Source organism: uncultured Paenalcaligenes sp. (assembly GCF_947630565.1).
GTDB classification, from domain to species: Bacteria; Pseudomonadota; Gammaproteobacteria; order Burkholderiales; family Burkholderiaceae_B; genus Paenalcaligenes; species Paenalcaligenes faecalis.
In genome coordinates this window covers 16,243-34,974 of record NZ_CANRIC010000003.1, presented here as the reverse complement: position 1 = coordinate 34,974, position 18,732 = coordinate 16,243, and the positions used below count along the sequence as shown (strand labels likewise).

The following is an 18,732-nucleotide window of genomic DNA, read 5'->3' as shown; positions in this document are numbered from 1 at the left end:
AGCCTACCTACTATGTTTAATACTGTACTCATCGCCAATCGAGGCGAAATTGCACGACGTATCGCTGCCACTTGCCAACGTATGGGCATTCGCACTGTTATGGTCTATTCCAGTGCAGACACGCATGCCCTCCATGTCAAAGCAGGGGATGACGCTATTTGGATCGGCGAAGCCGAACCTCAAAAAAGCTATTTAAATGCTGAAGCCATTATTGCTGCCGCTAAACGCACAGGCGCTCAGGCCATACATCCCGGCTATGGTTTCTTAGCTGAAAACGCCGAATTTGCAAAAGCATGTGCCGATAATGGCATCACTTTCATTGGCCCCTCTGCCGCTTCCATTACCGCTATGGGCAATAAATCCGCAGCCAAACAGCTGATGGAAAAAGCAAAGGTCCCGCTAGTCCCTGGGTACCATGGTGATAACCAAGACCCCGCCTTTTTGCACCAACAAGCCGATGCAATGGGCTATCCCGTTCTGATCAAAGCCAGTGCCGGTGGTGGTGGTAAAGGGATGCGCATTGTGGAGACTAGCTCGCAATTCCTAGAGGCACTGTCCTCATGTCAACGTGAGGCCAAAAGCAGTTTTAGCAATGACCATGTACTGATTGAGCGCTATCTACAAAAACCCCGCCATATCGAAATCCAAGTTTTTGCAGATACCCAAGGTAACGCAGTACACCTATTTGAACGGGACTGTTCCGTTCAACGACGCCATCAAAAGGTCATCGAAGAGGCCCCGGCTCCCGGCATGACCGAGTCCCAACGCCAAGCCATGGGTTCAGCGGCAGTAGCAGCAGCGCAAGCAGTAAACTATGTAGGCGCTGGTACGGTTGAATTCATCTGCGAAGGTGACGATTTCTTTTTTATGGAAATGAACACTCGCTTACAGGTGGAACACCCCGTCACTGAGCAAATCACTGGGTTTGACTTAGTCGAGTGGCAGCTACGGGTCGCCGCAGGGCAAGCTCTACCCGCTAAACAACACGAACTACGTATCAATGGCCATGCTTTTGAGGCTCGCATCTACGCAGAAAACCCAGACAACCAATTTCTACCCTCTATTGGGACCATAGATCAACTGATTTTTCCTGCGCATGATAGTTTTACCTTATGCCCAGTACGCGTGGACAGTGGCATCGGTCAAGGGGACAGCATCAGCCCGTTTTACGACCCCATGATCGCTAAACTGATTGTGCATGGGGTAGATCGTGAGGATGCCTTACGAAAGATGCAAATAGCTCTAGATCAAAGCTATATCTCTGGCTTACATACAAACCTGCGTTTTTTGCATCGTTTAGCCAGTGACGAGGCTTTTATGGCGGGGGATGTAGACACCGGCTTTATTGAGCGCCGCTACGAGCAGCTTTTTCCAGCCGCTACGCCCATCTCAACCCTAGACCTAGCTGTTGCCCTAGCCGCCCAGCTTTATCAGCTTGGGTTGGCCTCGAATCAGTCTGTAACCACAACAACGGACCCTTGGGATCAGCGTGACTACTGGCGTGGCAATGCTTTACTGGCACGCCCCTTTGTTTTTACGCATGATGAACAGACTTATACGGTGTATTTACGCCACGAAAATCATTGTTGGCAACTGCAACACAATGAGGAAATCGTCTCGTTTGATTGGTCTGTCAGCGCACAACCCGCTGGTAATTTATCAGTACGAGTGACACTCAATGACCAGTTATTACACGCTATTATTTACGGGGCAAATCCGCACTTCGAGATTCGCTATCCACACACTCAACGCCATATTTCTTACCTAGACCCTCTCGCTATAGATCCCTTGCAAGAAGACCAAAACGCCGGTGGATTAACGGCTCCCATGCCAGGAAAAGTATTATCTATCGCGGTAAAAACAGGGGACACGGTCGAGGCAGGACAGTTAGTTGTGGTTCTTGAGGCCATGAAAATGGAGCACTCCATTACCGCACCTCATGCTGGAACTGTCACTGAGATTTTCTTTGCTACCGGAGAACAAGTCACCGAAGGAGCAGCACTGCTAGCCATAGAAATCGACAATAACTAAATTTGCACCCCGGCCATTTTCAGCGTAAAGTCTACTTAAAACCGTGTAGTCTTTACGTTGGCCGCGCATTTTTTTGATGGTAATACATACATGTTCGATATTTTGGTTTACTTGTTTGAAACCTACTACAACCCACAGGCTTGTCCTAAAGCCGAGGTACTAGCTCACAAACTCGCTGCCATTGGCTTCGAAGACGATGAAATCGACGAAGCCCTCAGCTGGTTGCATGGACTCAGCGAGTCCGCCGCAATGCACCACCCTCTAAACGCACAATATCACTCGGATAGTATCCGCGTCTTTACTAATCATGAAATCCAAACCTTAGGTCACGAAGCCCTTGGTTTTATCCGATTTTTAGAAAACTCCGGCGTCTTACCTCCTGCGTTACGCGAGGTATTGATCGAACGCGCCCAAGCCATCGACGAGTCTCCTGTCCCTCTGACCAAAATCAAAATCGTGGCCCTAATGGTACTCTGGAGCCACGAAGCTGAAATTGATCACCTGGTATTTGAAGAACTCTTAACCGATGACGAAGACCGCTTATCGCATTAGTTACCTAGTTATCTAGAATCTCGGCAGGCGCAGCTACAGGCTGCGCTTTTTCATCTAACATTCTATACAACAAGGCTTTGCCTTTTTCGTTCACCTTAAACTCGCCATATAACGCTTGCTCAAAGTGTTCAGCCTGCCCTTCGGGGAAAAACCACGCATCCACCCCATTTGGCAACCAACGACCTTTCTTTCTGGTTACCTCTAACGCTATCAGTCCTGTCAAATCAACGTCTGAAGCAGACTGCCAACCACCTTTTTGTTGATCGTTAAATAGCACACGTCCATCGGTAGGGTTTTGTATAGCGGCTAAGATGGATACACCTGCGGCATCTGGCTGTAAATAAGCAAGAAAAGACTGGCGAGTGTTATATGCCATTTCCTGCTTGCGCACCAATCTTTCCACCTCTTGTGATAAAGAAAAATTCAGCGCCATAAAGTCGCCTTGCATCAAAGAGCGCGGATCAACCGGAGCTAATGCCAAAACTACCGGAGTACCATTCGCCAATAGGTTTTCCTTACGAGCCACGTCTTGAATGGTAATCAAAAGCACAGCCCCTAAGCCTACCCAAAAAAAGGAAGAGAAAAGCAGTGAAGGCTTGGTCATAGGGAGCGCATCAACCGAATCAGACGACGCATGATCTTTAATGACGACACGTTGCAAAAGGAAGGCTCCAAAAGCTAACCATGCCCCCCCTGCACCTAAGGCCATCGCTTTATGAATCAAGAGCCACTGCAAAGAATAATAATGCACCGCCAGCGCAAAACTCAGCAGCACCACCGAGCACCAAAACAAGACTCTGTCTCGTTGTGCATAGGCCCAGACCCACGCGCTAAGCGCAAGATTAGCCAAAGGGGCAGGCATCAATAAAAACCAGCTCAGAACACCTAAAGCCACTGCACAGCCCAAACTAAACACCAGTGTGTTTTTTGATCTTAATAGGCTAAATAAAGCCAAGGGCGGCAACAACGCTGCACAATAATTAAAGTACAGATGCATCGAGGACTTCTGGATATTTACCATATCCCAATCCATGCTGTATGAGGGTTCTAAAAATCGACCTAAGCCAATAATCAATAGCGCCCATGACCACCACAATGGAGAATACAGAGCATTTTTTGCGGGCTGTTTTCTTATCCAAACAGCTAAGCCAACAGTAGCGCACAACAACCCCGTCACCATCACATCTAAAGAATAAGCCCACCCACCGAAAATAACTTCTTGAGGCTCAAACAGCAGATGAAGAAGCAGAACTGTCGCCACACCACCACTGATAAAACGTACTAGCCATGCTTTGGTACTAAAAACATAGATCACCACACTCAGCAATAGAAACCAAGCTAGCAATAACGTATTATCTGCTCGCAACTGGCTCATTAACGCCCCAATAAAAACACTGCTTAATAGCAAAAACAACGGTAAGTCTTGTGTTGCCATCCTATTTTTAGAGCGCTGGAAATAAATCACACCTGCCAACGCAACCAAAATAAAAAGGTGTTGCATCAGCTCAGAGGGCTCTCCAAATGTCACAAACCACGTAAGTAGGAAAAACACCGTAACCATTACCTGCAGCCCAAGGAAAAACAACCGCAGAAACCACGGCTCCTTTTCCTCGGCAGAGGCAGAGGCAGAGGCAGAGGTAGAGACCGTAACCGGTCTCTGTTTCCAGACCCTACGCAAATCATAAATAACACCCGCACCAATTAACGCAGTCCAAAAAAAGAGCAGTAGCAGTGAGTCAAATGAATCAATGGTTTCATAAATCATTAATCCAGATAGCAGCACATATATCGCCCCATAAGCCAATGCCCCCGAGAAAATATCCCGCAATTTATGCAGGTAAAACCACACGGCTGCCGACATCCCTGCTAAAAGAAACAAATTTTGTAAGGTCGCGCCATCAGCGCCATCTAACCAGGCCCGTACCTGCCACCACACCACACCACTGGTTAAAAACAGCATGCTAAAACGTCTAGTGACTAAATGCGGATCATCAAAGAAAGAGCGCAGAGCATGCGTTAACCCTAAAGCCACTACGTTAACAGCAACCACAATACCGCCACTGTGAGCAAAACGCGATGAGAAGCCCCCAAACCCCAGAAATCTCGGCATTTCAAAGTAAAGGTATAAGGCAACGTTTGTTAATATCAAAACAAGCAGTATGATAAATAAGGAGCGCTGTGCAATTAGCCAAGGCAAAAGCAACACGGCCCAAAGAGCAAAAAGCTGCCAAGGATCGGCCCCTGTTTGATAACTTTGACCAATCAGAGCCAGCAGACCCCCAATAGCAATTGCTGCCAAATTAATGCTTATGCTTGACAGGCTGTAGGCACTAGCCCAATCTTTAGGCTTTCGTTGCCCGCGCCACCATGCAAATAATACCAGTGCTGTTATAGTGGCCTGTAATAATGCAACCCGACCCACTTTGGGCCAACTTAACCAATTCGCGGCAATCGCCATGATCAACGCACTGCCTAACAGTACGGCAGCGATCATTACGCTGCTGCGCCGTAAAAACTGTGCCCAATCTGGTAAGTCCAGAATGGATTGATTTAACTCTTTTACTTGCATAATGCGATTCTCACCTCGTATGATCTGCGCTAATTAACGCGGACTTGCTGTGACGGTACACCCATGACTAAAACTCTAATCATTGCCGAAAAACCTTCTGTTGCACTAGACATTTCTCGTGCCCTAGGAGGCTTTACCCGTGAAGGGGATTATTTTGAAAGCGAACACTTCGTACTGGCAGCCAGCATTGGCCATTTGCTCAGTCTAATCGCCCCTAACGACCCAGTACGAGGCAAATGGAGTTTTACACATTTACCCGTCATCCCGCCTCAGTTTGAGCTAAACCCATCTGACAAAAAATCAGCAGAAAGATTAAAGCTGTTAGTCAAACTGCTCAAGCGCAAAGATGTTACCGCCGTTATTAACGCCTGTGACGCGGGACGTGAAGGTGAACTGATCTTCCGCTATATTATGCAATACGCCAAGGTCAATAAACCAATCAAACGATTATGGCTGCGCTCAATGACGCGAGAAGCCATTCGGGAGGCCTTTGAAAACCTACGCGAAGACGAAGAACTCAAGCCCCTAGAGGCTGCCGCACGCTCTCGAGCCGAGGCTGACTGGTTAGTCGGTATTAACGGCACGCGTGCCATGACAGCCTTTAACAGCAAGGACGGCGGTTTTTTCAAAACACCCGTAGGTCGAGTGCAAACCCCAACGCTAACCATAGTACACGAGCGCGAAGAAGCCATTCGCCGCTTTGTTTCCAGAGACTATTGGGAAATTCATGCTGACTTTGAAGCCAGCGCAGGCACTTATCATGGCCGTTGGTTTGATCCCTCATTCAAAAAAGACGAATCCGACGCAGAGAAAAGAGACTCTCGGGTTTGGACCGCAGAGGCAGCGAGAGCCATCGCAGCCGCTTGTGCTGGTCAAACAGGTACTGTCACCGAGGAATCCAAGCCCTCAAAACAACAATCCCCCGCTCTGTTTGACCTAACAACGCTACAACGCGAAGCTAACTCTCGCTTTGGCTTCTCTGCAAAAACAACTCTTTCATTAGCCCAAACACTGTACGAACGCCATAAGGCCTTGACTTACCCTCGTACCGACTCTCGCTACCTGCCCGAAGACTACCTACAAACAGTCAAAGACACCATGCAGGCTCTTGCTCAGGCCGACACGCCCGCATCCACCTCTGTGCAACCTTTTGCCCAACAGGTATGTGACAACGACTGGGTTAAAGCCATTCGTCGGGTCTTTGACAACAAAAAAGTGTCTGATCACTTTGCGATCATTCCGACGTTGCAAATTCCTCGCGAGCTCAGCGATGCTGAGTTCAAAATTTACGAACTCATTACTCGTCGCTTCTTAGCGATGTTTTTCCCAGCGGCAGAGTTCCGTATTACGACGCGTATTACGCAGGTTAAAGAACACCACTTCAAGACCGAAGGTAAAGTCTTAGTTAATCCAGGCTGGCTCAGTATTTATGGCCGTGAGGCTCAAGGCAGCGATGACACCCTAGTTGCCGTAACAGATAATGAAACGGTAACGGTTGATCTGGTAGAGCCCAAAGCTTTAGCCACTAAACCACCCGCACGCTTTTCAGAGGCGACCCTCCTTTCAGCCATGGAAGGTGCTGGAAAACTGGTCGATGATGATGCATTACGCGAAGCCATGTCTGAACGAGGCTTAGGCACACCAGCCACCCGAGCCTCTATCATTGAGGGCCTACTCAATGAAAGCTATCTACGCCGAGAAGGCCGTGAATTAGTTCCTAGCGCCAAAGCCAAACAGCTGATGACGCTCTTATCTGGCTTAGGGGTGAACGAGCTCACCTCTCCAGAGTTAACTGGTGAATGGGAACATCGTTTAAAACAAATCGAACAAGGGCAACTCGATAGAGAGGCCTTTATGGCCAAAATCGAAAGCATGACGGATGCGATTGTGCGCCGCGCCAAAGAATACGAGCGAGACACAGTACCTGGCGACTACGTCACCTTAGCAACCCCCTGTCCTGTGTGCGGTAGCGTAGTAAAGGAAAACTACCGTCGTTATGCCTGCACCAGCTGCGAATTCTCTATTGGTAAACACCCTGGCGGAAAAACACTGGAAATCCCAGAGGTAGAAGAATTACTTAAACATAAAACCATTGGTCCGTTAACCGGTTTTATCAGCAAAATGGGCCGCCCTTTTGCCGCGATCTTACGCATCAACGAGGAAAACAAGCTAGAGTTCGACTTTGGACAAAATGAAGAAGAAGACAACGAGCCTGTTGATTTCTCGGGCCAAGAGCCCGTAGGCCCATGTCCCAAATGCCAGTCCTCTGTTTTTGAGCATGGTATACGCTATGTATGCGAAAAATCAGTAGGCCCAGAAAAATCATGTGACTTCCGCAGTAATAAAGTCATATTGCAACAGGAAATCGACAGAGACCAAATGCGTAAGCTATTGGTTGATAGCAAAACGGATCTGTTAGAAAACTTTGTATCGAATCGCACCAATCGTAAATTTAAAGCCTTCTTAACGCGTGACGACAAGGGCAAGGTATCCTTTGAGTTTGAGCCTCGCGCCGCAAAATCTACCGCTAAAAAGGCAGCTAAAAAGGCTGCAACCAAAGCCGTAGCTAAAAAAGCAGCAAAGAAAGCCGCTAAAAAAGTCACTAAAACCGCAGCTAAAAAGGCAGTTAAAAAGGCCGCAAAGAAAGCGACTAAAACCATCACTGAAGACTAAAGGAATCGAATGAGCAAAAAAACCGGCTTAGGCCCGTGGCACGAAGTACGTCGTTCTGATTTACATGGCAACGGTGTCTTTGCCCGTCGTCCTATTCCTAAAGGCACCTATATTTTGGAATACGAAGGGGTACGAATCACGCCGGACGAAGCCGATGCTCAGGAACCCACTAACCCAGATGATCCTTTTCACACCTTTTTCTTTGCTATTGGCAATGGCATGATTATTGATGGTGGGCAAAATGGGAATGATTCTCGATTTATCAATCACTCCTGTGAACCCAACTGTGAAGGGCATGAAAGTGATAATGGCGACAAAGTCTTTATCGTCGCCATGAAAGACATAGAAAAAGGCGATGAGCTGCTGTATGACTATGCGCTTACGATTGATGATAAGCTCACCAAAACCCTAAAAAAACAATATGCATGCTGGTGTGGGGCCGACTCCTGCCGTGGTACGATGCTGGCTTTACCCAAGGCCACCAAAGAGCAAAAAGAAAAACTAAAGCAAAAAAAATGGATTAAAAAAGTAATACGTAAAGAAATCCGAAAAGAGCTCAAATCAATTAAAGATCTTTTATGTAATATGTAAAAAAACCAACGATCAATACAAAAAGGGCGATTCGCATGATGAATCGCCCTTTTTGTCGGCCGCAGATCTCGTCTAGCCCCTACGAAAAACGCCTATTGAAAGGCAGTTTCAATAAAACTACGTAGCTTTCTAGAATGAAGTCTTTCTGGCGGCATATCTCGCAACAACTCTAACGCCTTAATCCCTATATGCAGATGCTGCCCTACCTGAGTACTGTAAAACGCATTGGCCATCCCTGGTAATTTCAACTCGCCATGCAGCGGTTTATCAGAAACACATAATAATGTTCCATAGGGAACCCTAAACCTAAATCCATTTGCAGCAATCGTTGCCGACTCCATATCCAACGCAATAGCTCTTGATTGAGATAGTTTTTGCACAGGCTCTGAGTGATCTCGTAATTCCCAATTCCTGTTATCAATAGAAGCCACCGTACCAGTACGCATAATTTTTTTGAGCTCCCAACCGGATAAACCCGCTACCTCTGCCACAGCTTGCTCTAAGGCAATCTGTATCTCTGCCAAGGGAGGCACCGGCACCCAAGTAGGCAAGTCATCATCCAGAACCTTGTCTTGGCGCACATAACCATGAGCTAATACATAATCCCCTAAACGCTGAGTGGTGCGTAAGCCAGCACAGTGCCCCAACATCAACCAAGCCGATGGACGTAACACCGCTACATGATCTGTAATTGTTTTTGCATTTGATGGCCCCACCCCAATATTAATCAGCGTAATCCCACTGTGTTTATCACGCATCAAATGATAGGAAGGCATCTGCGGCTGACGTGTGGGTGGCGCACCTTCGGTATGTCCGCCCACATAAGTCATTACATTCCCAGGCTCAACCAGTGCGGTATAGCCTCCCTTGCCCTCGGCCAACATGGATTTTGCCCACGCGCAAAACTCATCCACATAAAACTGATAATTAGTAAACAGCACAAAGTTCTGAAAGTTCGCCGGACGTGTAGCCGTGTAATGCTGCAAACGATGCAATGAGTAATCCACGCGCGGGGCCGTAAACGGTGCCAAAGGTAGTGGCTCTCCACTTTTAGGCTGCCATGTGCCATTCACAATGGCATCATCCATATGAGCCAGATCCGGCACATCAAAATGATCTCGTAAACTGTGCCCCGAAGACTCGGGATACATGGCTTCCTGCCCCGCATTCGGCCCTAAACAAAAATGCAGCGCAATAGGCTGACTTGACTCTCCGATCTCCACAGCCACGCCATGATTTTTAATAAGCAAACCAATTTGCTCAACCAAGTAATCAAAAAATAAATCTGGCTGAGTAATCGTCGATGCATAAAAGCCAGGTTCAACCACGTGCCCGTATGACAAGCGACTATCCACCTCTTGATAGGTGTCTACTCGTATACGTATTGATGGGTAACATGCCCTAAACCGCACCCCTTCGGGGAAACCATTTTGCATGCAATGCATGAAATTTTCTTGGATGAACTGGGTATTACGTCTGTAAATAGTAAGCAATCGCTGCGCCGCTGCCTGCGCATCCATAAAGCCTTCGTAGGCAATAGTAGGCGGCAGCTGAGTCACAATACTGGACTGAGTGTTGTCTTGCATAAAAAGTATCCTTTGCCCTTTCAGCTTCTCTTATTTAATCAGGATTCAGGACAAAATCTGAATGATTTATCGTAGGTTTTTCTATTTTAGCTGCCCATTCGATACTTTAAGTATCGAATAAACTAACCAAAACAGCTATTCAATATCAAAAACTTAGCAGCCATAATGAATAACAAAGCAGCACCGCTGCCTAAAAACATCATAGCAAATACCACCCATCAATCTTATGACTTTCAGAGGCTCTATCATGACAAACCGCACTCAATGCCATCAGCTACAGGTTGATAACCAACTGTATGACTTCATCCAAAACCACGCCTTAGTAGGTACAGATCTAAATGCAGATGATTTTTGGCAAGGTTTTAGTCAATTAGTACATGATTTAGCCCCGAAAAACCGTGCGCTCTTAGCCAAACGTGATCAACTTCAAGAAAGCCTTGATACATGGCACAAAGCGAACCCCGGCCCCATCAAAGACATGGCCGCCTACCAAACCTTTCTCAAAGAGATTGGCTACCTAGTAGAACAACCTGATGACGCAACCGTACACACCACTCAGGTTGACACAGCCATCACCCAGCAAGCAGGCCCTCAATTGGTTGTGCCTATCACCAATGCGCGCTATGCCCTAAATGCAGCCAATGCACGCTGGGGAAGCCTATATGACGCCTTATACGGCACCGATGCAATCCCTTTCACTGACGGCGCCGACATCACAGCGGGCTACAACCCCCTACGCGGTCAAAAAGTCATCGATTTTGCTCGTCGTTTTTTAGATGAAACCATTCCCCTAGAAAACGGCTCCCATCACGATGCCACCCACTATGGCATCGAAAATAAACGCCTCGTGGTTCGTCTCAAGGATGACTCAACGACGGGCTTAAAAGACACGAATACGCTATTGGGTTACCGGGGTGATGCCTCTCAACCTGAAGCCATTGTGTTTACTCGTCACGGATTACGTTTCGAGCTACAAATCGATCGTACTCACGCCATTGGCAAAGACGATTTGGCTGGCGTGAAAGACATCCTAATGGAATCCGCTGTCACTACTATTATGGACTGTGAGGACTCCGTTGCTACGGTAGATGCCGAGGACAAAACCTTAGCCTATAAAAACTGGCTAGGCCTCATCACAGGTGATCTTAGCGAAACCATTCAAAAAGGTGATAAAACCATCACGCGCCGCCTAAATGCGGATCGCGAATACACCGACTTAGACGGCACAAACCAAAAACTACCTGGTCGCTCGTTAATGTTCATTCGTAACGTAGGTCATCTGATGACCAACCCGGCTATTTTGGACAAAGAGGGCAATCAAATCCCCGAAGGCATTATGGATGCGGTTATCACCAACCTCATTGCCATGCGCGACTTATCCTTACAGAAAAACTCTGAAAAAGGCTCTGTCTATATTGTTAAACCTAAAATGCATGGCCCAGAAGAGGTGGCTTTTGCCGACGAACTATTTGCACGCACCGAAGACCTACTACATATCCCACGCAATACCTTAAAAATGGGAATTATGGACGAGGAGCGACGTACCACCGTAAACCTTAAAGCATGTGTCAAAGCCGCGAATGAGCGTGTTGTGTTTATTAACACGGGCTTCTTAGACCGCACAGGCGACGAAATCCACACATGTATGCATGCTGGCCCTGTTGCTCGCAAAAATGACATCAAAACCTTAGCGTGGCTACCTGCGTATGAACGCAATAACGTTCAAGTCGGTTTAGACTGTCACTTACGAGGTCGTGCGCAAATAGGTAAAGGGATGTGGGCGATGCCTGACTTAATGGCAGATATGCTAGAGCAAAAAATTGGTCATCTCAAAGCTGGGGGCAATACCGCGTGGGTTCCCTCTCCGACGGCTGCCACCCTACATGCCCTGCACTACCATCAACTTGATGTACAAGCCGTTCAAAAAGGCATGGAAGGACAAAATATCGCTGTTCTTGAGGATATCTTGACGATTCCTGTTGTTAAAAACCCCACTTGGACACCAGAGGAAATACAACAAGAGCTCAACAATAACGTCCAAGGCATCTTAGGATATGTGGTTCGTTGGATTGATCAGGGTGTAGGCTGCTCTAAAGTTCCAGACATTCACAATGTCGGCTTAATGGAAGACCGTGCCACCCTACGTATTTCTAGCCAACACATTGCCAACTGGATGCTGCACGGCATCGTTAGTGCCGAGCAGGTTGATGAAACGCTACAGCGTATGGCAGCTATTGTGGATCAACAAAACCAAGCCGATGCCGCCTACCAGCCAATGGCCAACCACTTCAATACATCTAAAGCTTATATCGCCGCAAGAGATTTAATCTTTAAAGGATTAGCTCAACCCAATGGTTATACCGAGCCCTTGTTACATCACTGGCGTTTAGAGTTAAAAGGCGCTTAATTCCTGTCAGTCTTAAGAATGCCCATAAAAAAGCCGGTTCAAAGAACCGGCTTTTTCTTATAACGTATGTTTATCTATTAAACAGCTAAAAAATCTAAAACTAAGGCATTAAAACGGTCTTTATGTTCCCACTGTACCCAGTGACCACAACGGTTAAACAAATGCAGTTCAGAATTCGGAATATGAGAAACCAAACGTAGCGCAGCATCCATCGGTACAAAGCGATCATCACGCCCCCACATCACTAAGGTTGGAGCCGTAATGGTGCTTAAACGAGCACCAAAATCAGGGAACTGGCGTGGGTTAATTTCTAAGCTTTTAACAAAGTTATCCAAATGATCTTGGCGAGCCAAAATGTTTTTCAAGCGTAGTTGTAATAGCTCATCCGTCAAGCTGCTTGGGTCATAAACGAAAATATCCATCATTGCACGCAAGTTTTCTAACGTAGGCTGACGGTATAAAGCCTGTAGGCGTTTAATCCCCTCTGTAGGCATCGGTGTAAATGTACTCAAGCCACCCGTACCACCACCCATCAAGATCAGCTTACCTACTCGCTCTGGGTTATCCAATGTAAACGCGGTCACACTATGACCACCCATTGAATTACCAACCAAGTGTGCTTTTTGAATACCTAAGGCATCCATCGTACCTTTTAACGCCTGCGCATTAAGGTGCGAACGGGATTCTTTGGATACGATAGGATCGCTCTTACCCCAACCCGGGCAATCTAACAAAATAACGCGATAGCCTGCCTTAACTAAAGGCTCAACGTTTTGGGAGAAATTAGCCCAGCTAGTAGCTCCTGGACCAGACCCGTGCAACATAATCACAACTTCATCACCAGCACCAAAGTCGTTGTAATGCACTTTAACGTTTAGATCGCCTTCGGCGATATCCACAAAACGGCTGCTTTGTTCTTCACTAATTACAATAGCTGTCATCCTACCTATCCTTTAATTAAATTTGAAAATAAGCGTGTTAATTGAGTGGACTTATTCGTCTCTAATTAGTTCAGCGCTCATCACGCCATAACCCGCAATCCATTCATTGACCGGCTTATAGTAATCTTGGCGTGTCGTGTATTTACCCATAGCGGATAAGGCAGCAAACGCTGCAACCCACGTACGCACCTCATGCGTAGAGCGACCAGCTTCCTTAGAGATTACCTCTACTTCAAAGTCATCGACCTTGTGTAGCTCATTACTGGCCAATAAATCCATAAAGGCTTGATCCCACTGAGCATTCAAAGGGGTTAACCCACACTCAGGGGTACCAAAAATTTTGGCTGCAGCCACTGTGCGGGCTTCGCGAGCTGCACGGGCTTCGGGGGTCGGATTACGACCTGAAATTAAGAACTCCGCTACCTCTGAAGCCGCACCACTCAGCAAAGGCACTGGCGGTTCATGTGATAAACCACCTGACCCTAAAATCAACACTCGTTTATTAAGCTTTGCAATAAACTGCCCCACCGCCTCGCCTAATTTACGGATACGACGGTATGGGTTAAAGGGTGGTGCAACCGAGTTAATGATAATAGGAATAACGGGATAGCGGGTTAGGCTACCTGTGGTTTCATCCAGAATCTGCGTACAGCCATGATCCACCTGCAAGCGATGTGACAAGGCCACATCCACATCTTGCTCATGAATAAAACGTACCAAATCTAAAGCTAAATCAGCGGGGATCGATAAATTACCTAAAGGAGTATTGTAGTCACCTACCGATTCAGCTCCTGTTGCAACGACAAAAGGCGGCATTAAATCATAAAACAAACCGTTGTAATGGTCGGGGGCAAACAGAATAATCAGCTCTGGGTCAAACTCTTCGACTTCTTTTTTTGCAGCAGCTAATACCGCCTGAACCTCAGAAACAGTGGTGGCATCTGGATCATACAATCCTCGTAAAGGGGTATGAGACAAACATTTCAAGCGCACCGTCATACAAACACTCCTCAAATATCCTAATTGCTTTCTCGTTTTTTCTTTTAAAGATTTAGCTAATAGTGAAGCATTTCACTCCGGCTAGAGATTAGCACAGCCCGCTTTAGTTCCTACCTCATGTCTTTCAGGTTGTTCATACAGTAAACAAGATCGTCCCTAAAAGGGGTGAATTTAAACGCATAAAAAAACCGACCTATAAGGTCGGTTTCATGTGAAACAACATCTAAGCCTATCGGCGAACTTGAGCGATGAGTTCGTCTAAAATTTGTAGTGCTGTATCAAGGTCTTCTTTGGTGATATTTAAAGCAGGCATAAAACGCAATAAATTAGGGCGCGGAGAGTTCAAGAGCATCCCTTCAGGATCACGGTCACGCGCTGCCGCAACTAAAGCAGGGCCATCATCTCGATCTAGAATTAATGCACGTAATAAACCCTGACCACGCTCGCCTTTAAAACCCCATTTTGCACTAAGGGCCAGTAAACCATCCGACAACTGCTGAGCACGCTCATTAACGCTATCCATAAAGCCATCAGCCGTTAATGTTTGCATCACAGCAACACCAGCAGCCGTCACCACGGGATTACCGTTATAGGTACCACCTTGATCCCCATGGGAAAAACACGATACGGATTCTTTGGCACACAAAGCAGATAACGGCACACCAGCACCAATCCCTTTGCCTAGAGTCATAATATCGGGTTCTACACCAGTGTGTTGGTAAGCAAATAGCTTGCCCGTACGGCCCATACCACTTTGTACCTCATCCACGATCAGCAACATGCCAAATTCATCACAAATATCACGCAGCGCTTGCATAAAAGCGGGATCGGCCGGAATCACGCCACCCTCGCCCTGCACTGGTTCGAGCATAATAGCGACCGTTTTTTCATCAACTAAAGCACGTACAGAATCAATATCATTTAACTGTGCTTTAGGGAACCCATCCACCTGAGGAGCAAAAATCGTATCCCAACCGGCTTTACCGGAAGCTGACATCGTCGCTAATGTACGACCATGGAAGCTATGTTCAAAGGTGATAATTTTGTAGGCTCCGGCGCGATGCAGCTGCCCCCATTTACGGGCTAATTTAATCGCACCTTCGTTAGCCTCTCCACCACTATTGGCAAAGAACACACGATCAAAACACGAGTTTTGTGTAATGAGCTTAGCCAAATCCATCATCGGAGCGTTATAAAATGCAGGCGATGGATTCATGAGTTCAGACGCCTGTTTACACATGGCTTCAACGACATTTTTAGGGCTGTGACCTAACGCATTGACCGCCCACCCTTGGATCATATCCAGGTATCGTTTACCGTTGTGATCCTCGAGCCAAGAGCCTTGGCCACGCACAAAAACCAAATCTGGACGAGAGGTAATTTCCATCAGTGCGTCAGCACCAACCTGATCAAATTGCATAACGGCAAACCCTGTATAAAAAAGAGAACGAAAGAGCAAGTTAAGTGCTCATCCCATAATTTTAGCTCAAGCACTGCGCTTTGTATCATTCTAGAGGAAATCCCCCAGAGCCAATTGCACCGGCTGAGAATCCATCGCCTCACAATCCGCCTCTGCCATCAGTTTTGCAGCACGCACACCGATCAAACGCAACTTACGATGTCGAATCTGCGTTCGACGCAAATTTTGTCGCGCATAATGAATCAACTCTGCCGCAGCCACCACCGGAGCATCAACGGTGATATCTCTAGTTAGAATGGAGAAATCATCAAACCGCAATTTAATCCCTATCGTTTGCGCTCTATACCCCTTATGTCGCAAATCCTGCTCTAACTGCTCACAAATCGCCTGCAGCATTCTCGATAATTCATTTCTATCACGCCCCACATGCAAATCCCGAGAAAACGTGCGTTCTCTACTAATGGATTTAGGCTCAGAAGACAGTACAACCGGCCGAGAATCAATGCCTTGAGCCGCCTCTTTTAGCCACTGCGCATAGCTCAATCCAAAATGCTGTTGTAAAACAGCCGGATCAGCGGCAGCAATGTCTCCCACCGTATGTATATCTAGATCGGCTAATTTTCTTTGGGACTTAGGCCCAATGCCATTGACCTTAGACACCGCCAAAGGCCAGATAACTCGTGACACATCTGATTCATCTAATATACAAACCCCATTTGGTTTATGTAAATCAGAAGCAATTTTTGATAATAATTTATTTGGACTAATACCTATAGAGCAGGTTAATCCCGTGGCATTAAATACAGCCTGCTGCAACAAGCAAGCTAATTGTGCTGAATCTTGATCTAAATGACTTAAATCAATATAAATCTCATCAATACCTCTATTTTCAATTCGATCAGAGATTCTAGCAACAGCCTGTTTGAATAATCGAGAATAATGCCTATAGGCATTAAAGTTGGCTGGCAACAAATAAGCATCAGGCGCATATTGTGCCGCTTTCATTAAGCCCATCGCTGAAAAAACCCCTAAAGCTCGGGCTTCGTAGCTTGCCGTGGTCACTACACCGCGTCCAACATAATCACCTAATCGGGCGTAATGCCATGAACCATCCGATAATTGTCTTGGCTTATCAATATTACGCCCTCCAATTACCACCACTTTTCCTATTAGTTCGGGATAATACAATAACTCTACCGAGGCATAAAATGCATCCATATCCAAATGAGCAATGCGTCGCATGCTTATCATGAATTACCCTCTAGTTAACCCGCTATATGTGTGAATCGTCTATGCTTAACGTTGACGCCTTATATTAGGCTAAGGCACTATGAGAAAAAATCAATTCATACACCCAAGGAGATGCCTCTATGCATAAAAAGCTTTTAGTTGCTGCATTAACTGCAGCACTCTTTTTACCTGTTGCTGGCCAAGCCAAAACGTTACGCTGGGCAAGCCAAGGTGATATTTTAACCTTAGACCCGCATGCCCAAAACGAGGGTATGACCATTGCTGCTAGCAGCTATGTCTATGAACCCTTAGTCGAATACGATCAAGAATTTAAAATAACACCTGCGCTGGCTACAGAATGGGAGAACACTTCAGACACCATTTGGCGCTTTAAACTACGCGAGGGGGTCAAGTTTCACGATGGCTCAGACTTTACTGCTGATGACGTTGTATTCTCTATCCAGCGCGCCTTAGCCCCCACCTCTAACTTTAAAGCCTATGTCAATGGCATTAAAGAGGTACGCAAAGTTGATGACCACACGGTAGAACTAGAAACCGAAGGCCCAAACCCCGTGTTATTACGTCAGCTAACCAACGTATTCATTATGAGTAAAGCGTGGTCTGAGGCTAATAACGCCACCGCACCACAAGACTTTGCCAATCAACAAGAAACCTTTTCTGCTCGTAATACGAATGGCACAGGGGCCTACAAACTTGAGGGCCGTGAGGTCGATATCCGTACTACCTTTGTAGAAAACACAGACTGGTGGGGCAAAGACGCCAAACCGGGTAATGTGACTAAAATCGTCTACACCCCGATCAAACAAAACGCGACGCGTACTGCTGCCTTGTTATCCGGTGAGATCGATTTTGTTCTCGACCCCCCCGCTCAAGACTTGAATCGTATCAAGCAACAAGCCAAAGTCGTTGAGGGCAACGAATACCGCACCATTTACCTTGGTTTAGATCAAAAAAGTCCAGAACTAAAATACAGCTCTGTAAAAGGAGCAAACCCTTTTGCTGATTTGCGAGTTCGTCAGGCTCTCTATTTAGCCATAGATACCGAGGCCATTAAAAAAGCCGTCATGCGCGGCTCATCCTTACCAACCGGTACGATGATCGCCCCTCAGGTCAACGGCTGGACTGAAGAACTCGCTAAACGCCCTGCTCCAGATCTGGACAAAGCCAAATCCCTGCTCAAAGAGGCAGGCTATGGGCCAAATGAGCTCAGCTTCACTTTAGACTGCCCCAATAATCGTTATATTAATGACGAAGCTATTTGTCAGGCCGTCGTGGGAATGTGGGCTAAAGCGGGTGTAAAAGCCAACTTAAATGCAATGCCTCGTGCCACGTACTTCCCTAAAGTACAATCGGCTGACTCCAGCGCCTATATGTTTGGTTGGGGCGTACCCACTTTTGATGCGCTCTACACCATTCAAAGCCTAATACACAGTAAAGGTGAAGGCGCCGACGGCTCTTTTAACTTTGGTAACTATGAAAACGCCGAGGTAGATAAACTCATTGATCAAATTAAAATTGAGACCGATGAGGCCAAACGTACCGAAGCAATTCATAAAGTGCTTAAAATACATGCCGACGAAGTCGGTCATATCCCGCTACATGACCAGGTAATCCCTTGGGCGATGGGCAAAAACGTAAACGTAGTGCACCGAGCAGACAACCGTCTCACTCCGCACTGGGTGACCATTGATTAATAACTGAATAGGATCGTG

Annotated in this window: 12 protein-coding genes; 6 read left to right on the top strand and 6 right to left on the bottom strand. The window is 46.7% G+C overall.

From position 1 onward, the window contains the following. Positions 1–12 precede the first annotated feature (12 nt). Both Q0Z62_RS01215 and Q0Z62_RS01210 read left to right on the top strand, forming a co-directional pair. Entirely contained in the window at positions 13–2,031 is a 2,019-nt protein-coding gene (locus tag Q0Z62_RS01215; protein ID WP_298050265.1) for an acetyl/propionyl/methylcrotonyl-CoA carboxylase subunit alpha, read from the top strand. A 90-nt stretch (positions 2,032–2,121) separates the two neighbouring features. Beyond that, positions 2,122–2,583, top strand: a complete 462-nt coding sequence (locus Q0Z62_RS01210) for a DUF494 family protein (RefSeq protein WP_298050264.1) — start codon at positions 2,122–2,124, stop codon at positions 2,581–2,583. Positions 2,584–2,587: 4 nt separating this feature from the next. Here the strand turns inward: Q0Z62_RS01210 and Q0Z62_RS01205 are convergent, their stop codons facing one another. Continuing rightward, positions 2,588–5,152: a GDYXXLXY domain-containing protein gene (locus Q0Z62_RS01205; RefSeq protein WP_298050263.1), complete on the bottom strand. Its 2,565-nt coding sequence runs from the start codon at positions 5,150–5,152 to the stop codon at positions 2,588–2,590. Positions 5,153–5,215: 63 nt separating this feature from the next. Here Q0Z62_RS01205 and Q0Z62_RS01200 point away from each other — a divergent pair, with 63 nt between their 5' ends. Further along, positions 5,216–7,825: a DNA topoisomerase III gene (locus tag Q0Z62_RS01200; RefSeq protein WP_298050262.1), complete on the top strand. Its 2,610-nt coding sequence runs from the start codon at positions 5,216–5,218 to the stop codon at positions 7,823–7,825. A 9-nt stretch (positions 7,826–7,834) separates the two neighbouring features. Continuing rightward, positions 7,835–8,416 (top strand): SET domain-containing protein-lysine N-methyltransferase, encoded by a 582-nt coding sequence (locus Q0Z62_RS01195; protein ID WP_298050261.1) that lies wholly within the window; start codon positions 7,835–7,837, stop codon positions 8,414–8,416. 92 nt (positions 8,417–8,508) lie between these two features. On the opposite strand, the gene Q0Z62_RS01190 is transcribed toward Q0Z62_RS01195, so the two are convergent. Continuing rightward, complete coding sequence (locus tag Q0Z62_RS01190; protein WP_298050260.1) at positions 8,509–10,002, bottom strand: AMP nucleosidase; 1,494 nt, start codon at positions 10,000–10,002, stop codon at positions 8,509–8,511. Positions 10,003–10,249: 247 nt separating this feature from the next. Here Q0Z62_RS01190 and Q0Z62_RS01185 point away from each other — a divergent pair, with 247 nt between their 5' ends. Further along, a complete protein-coding gene (locus Q0Z62_RS01185) occupies positions 10,250–12,409 on the top strand; it encodes a malate synthase G (protein ID WP_298050259.1) in 2,160 nt (719 codons plus the stop codon). 77 nt (positions 12,410–12,486) lie between these two features. Here Q0Z62_RS01185 and Q0Z62_RS01180 read toward each other — a convergent pair whose 3' ends face one another. The 4 genes from Q0Z62_RS01180 to dinB all read right to left on the bottom strand — a co-directional run bounded on the left by Q0Z62_RS01180 (position 12,487) and on the right by dinB (position 17,020). Then, positions 12,487–13,350 (bottom strand): alpha/beta fold hydrolase, encoded by an 864-nt coding sequence (locus Q0Z62_RS01180; RefSeq protein WP_298050258.1) that lies wholly within the window; start codon positions 13,348–13,350, stop codon positions 12,487–12,489. Between the two features lie 51 nt (positions 13,351–13,401). Next, complete coding sequence (locus Q0Z62_RS01175; protein WP_298050257.1) at positions 13,402–14,349, bottom strand: 3-carboxyethylcatechol 2,3-dioxygenase; 948 nt, start codon at positions 14,347–14,349, stop codon at positions 13,402–13,404. 229 nt (positions 14,350–14,578) lie between these two features. Further along, positions 14,579–15,769, bottom strand: a complete 1,191-nt coding sequence (locus tag Q0Z62_RS01170) for an acetylornithine transaminase (protein WP_269900934.1) — start codon at positions 15,767–15,769, stop codon at positions 14,579–14,581. 90 nt (positions 15,770–15,859) lie between these two features. Then, positions 15,860–17,020, bottom strand: a complete 1,161-nt coding sequence (gene dinB / locus Q0Z62_RS01165; RefSeq protein ID WP_298050256.1) for a DNA polymerase IV — start codon at positions 17,018–17,020, stop codon at positions 15,860–15,862. A 119-nt stretch (positions 17,021–17,139) separates the two neighbouring features. Between dinB and Q0Z62_RS01160 the strand changes: the two genes are divergently transcribed. Continuing rightward, the gene (locus tag Q0Z62_RS01160) at positions 17,140–18,714 is read left to right on the top strand and encodes an ABC transporter substrate-binding protein (RefSeq protein WP_298050255.1); all 1,575 of its coding nucleotides are present in this window, start codon (positions 17,140–17,142) and stop codon (positions 18,712–18,714) included. The last annotated feature ends 18 nt before the right edge of the window (positions 18,715–18,732 follow it).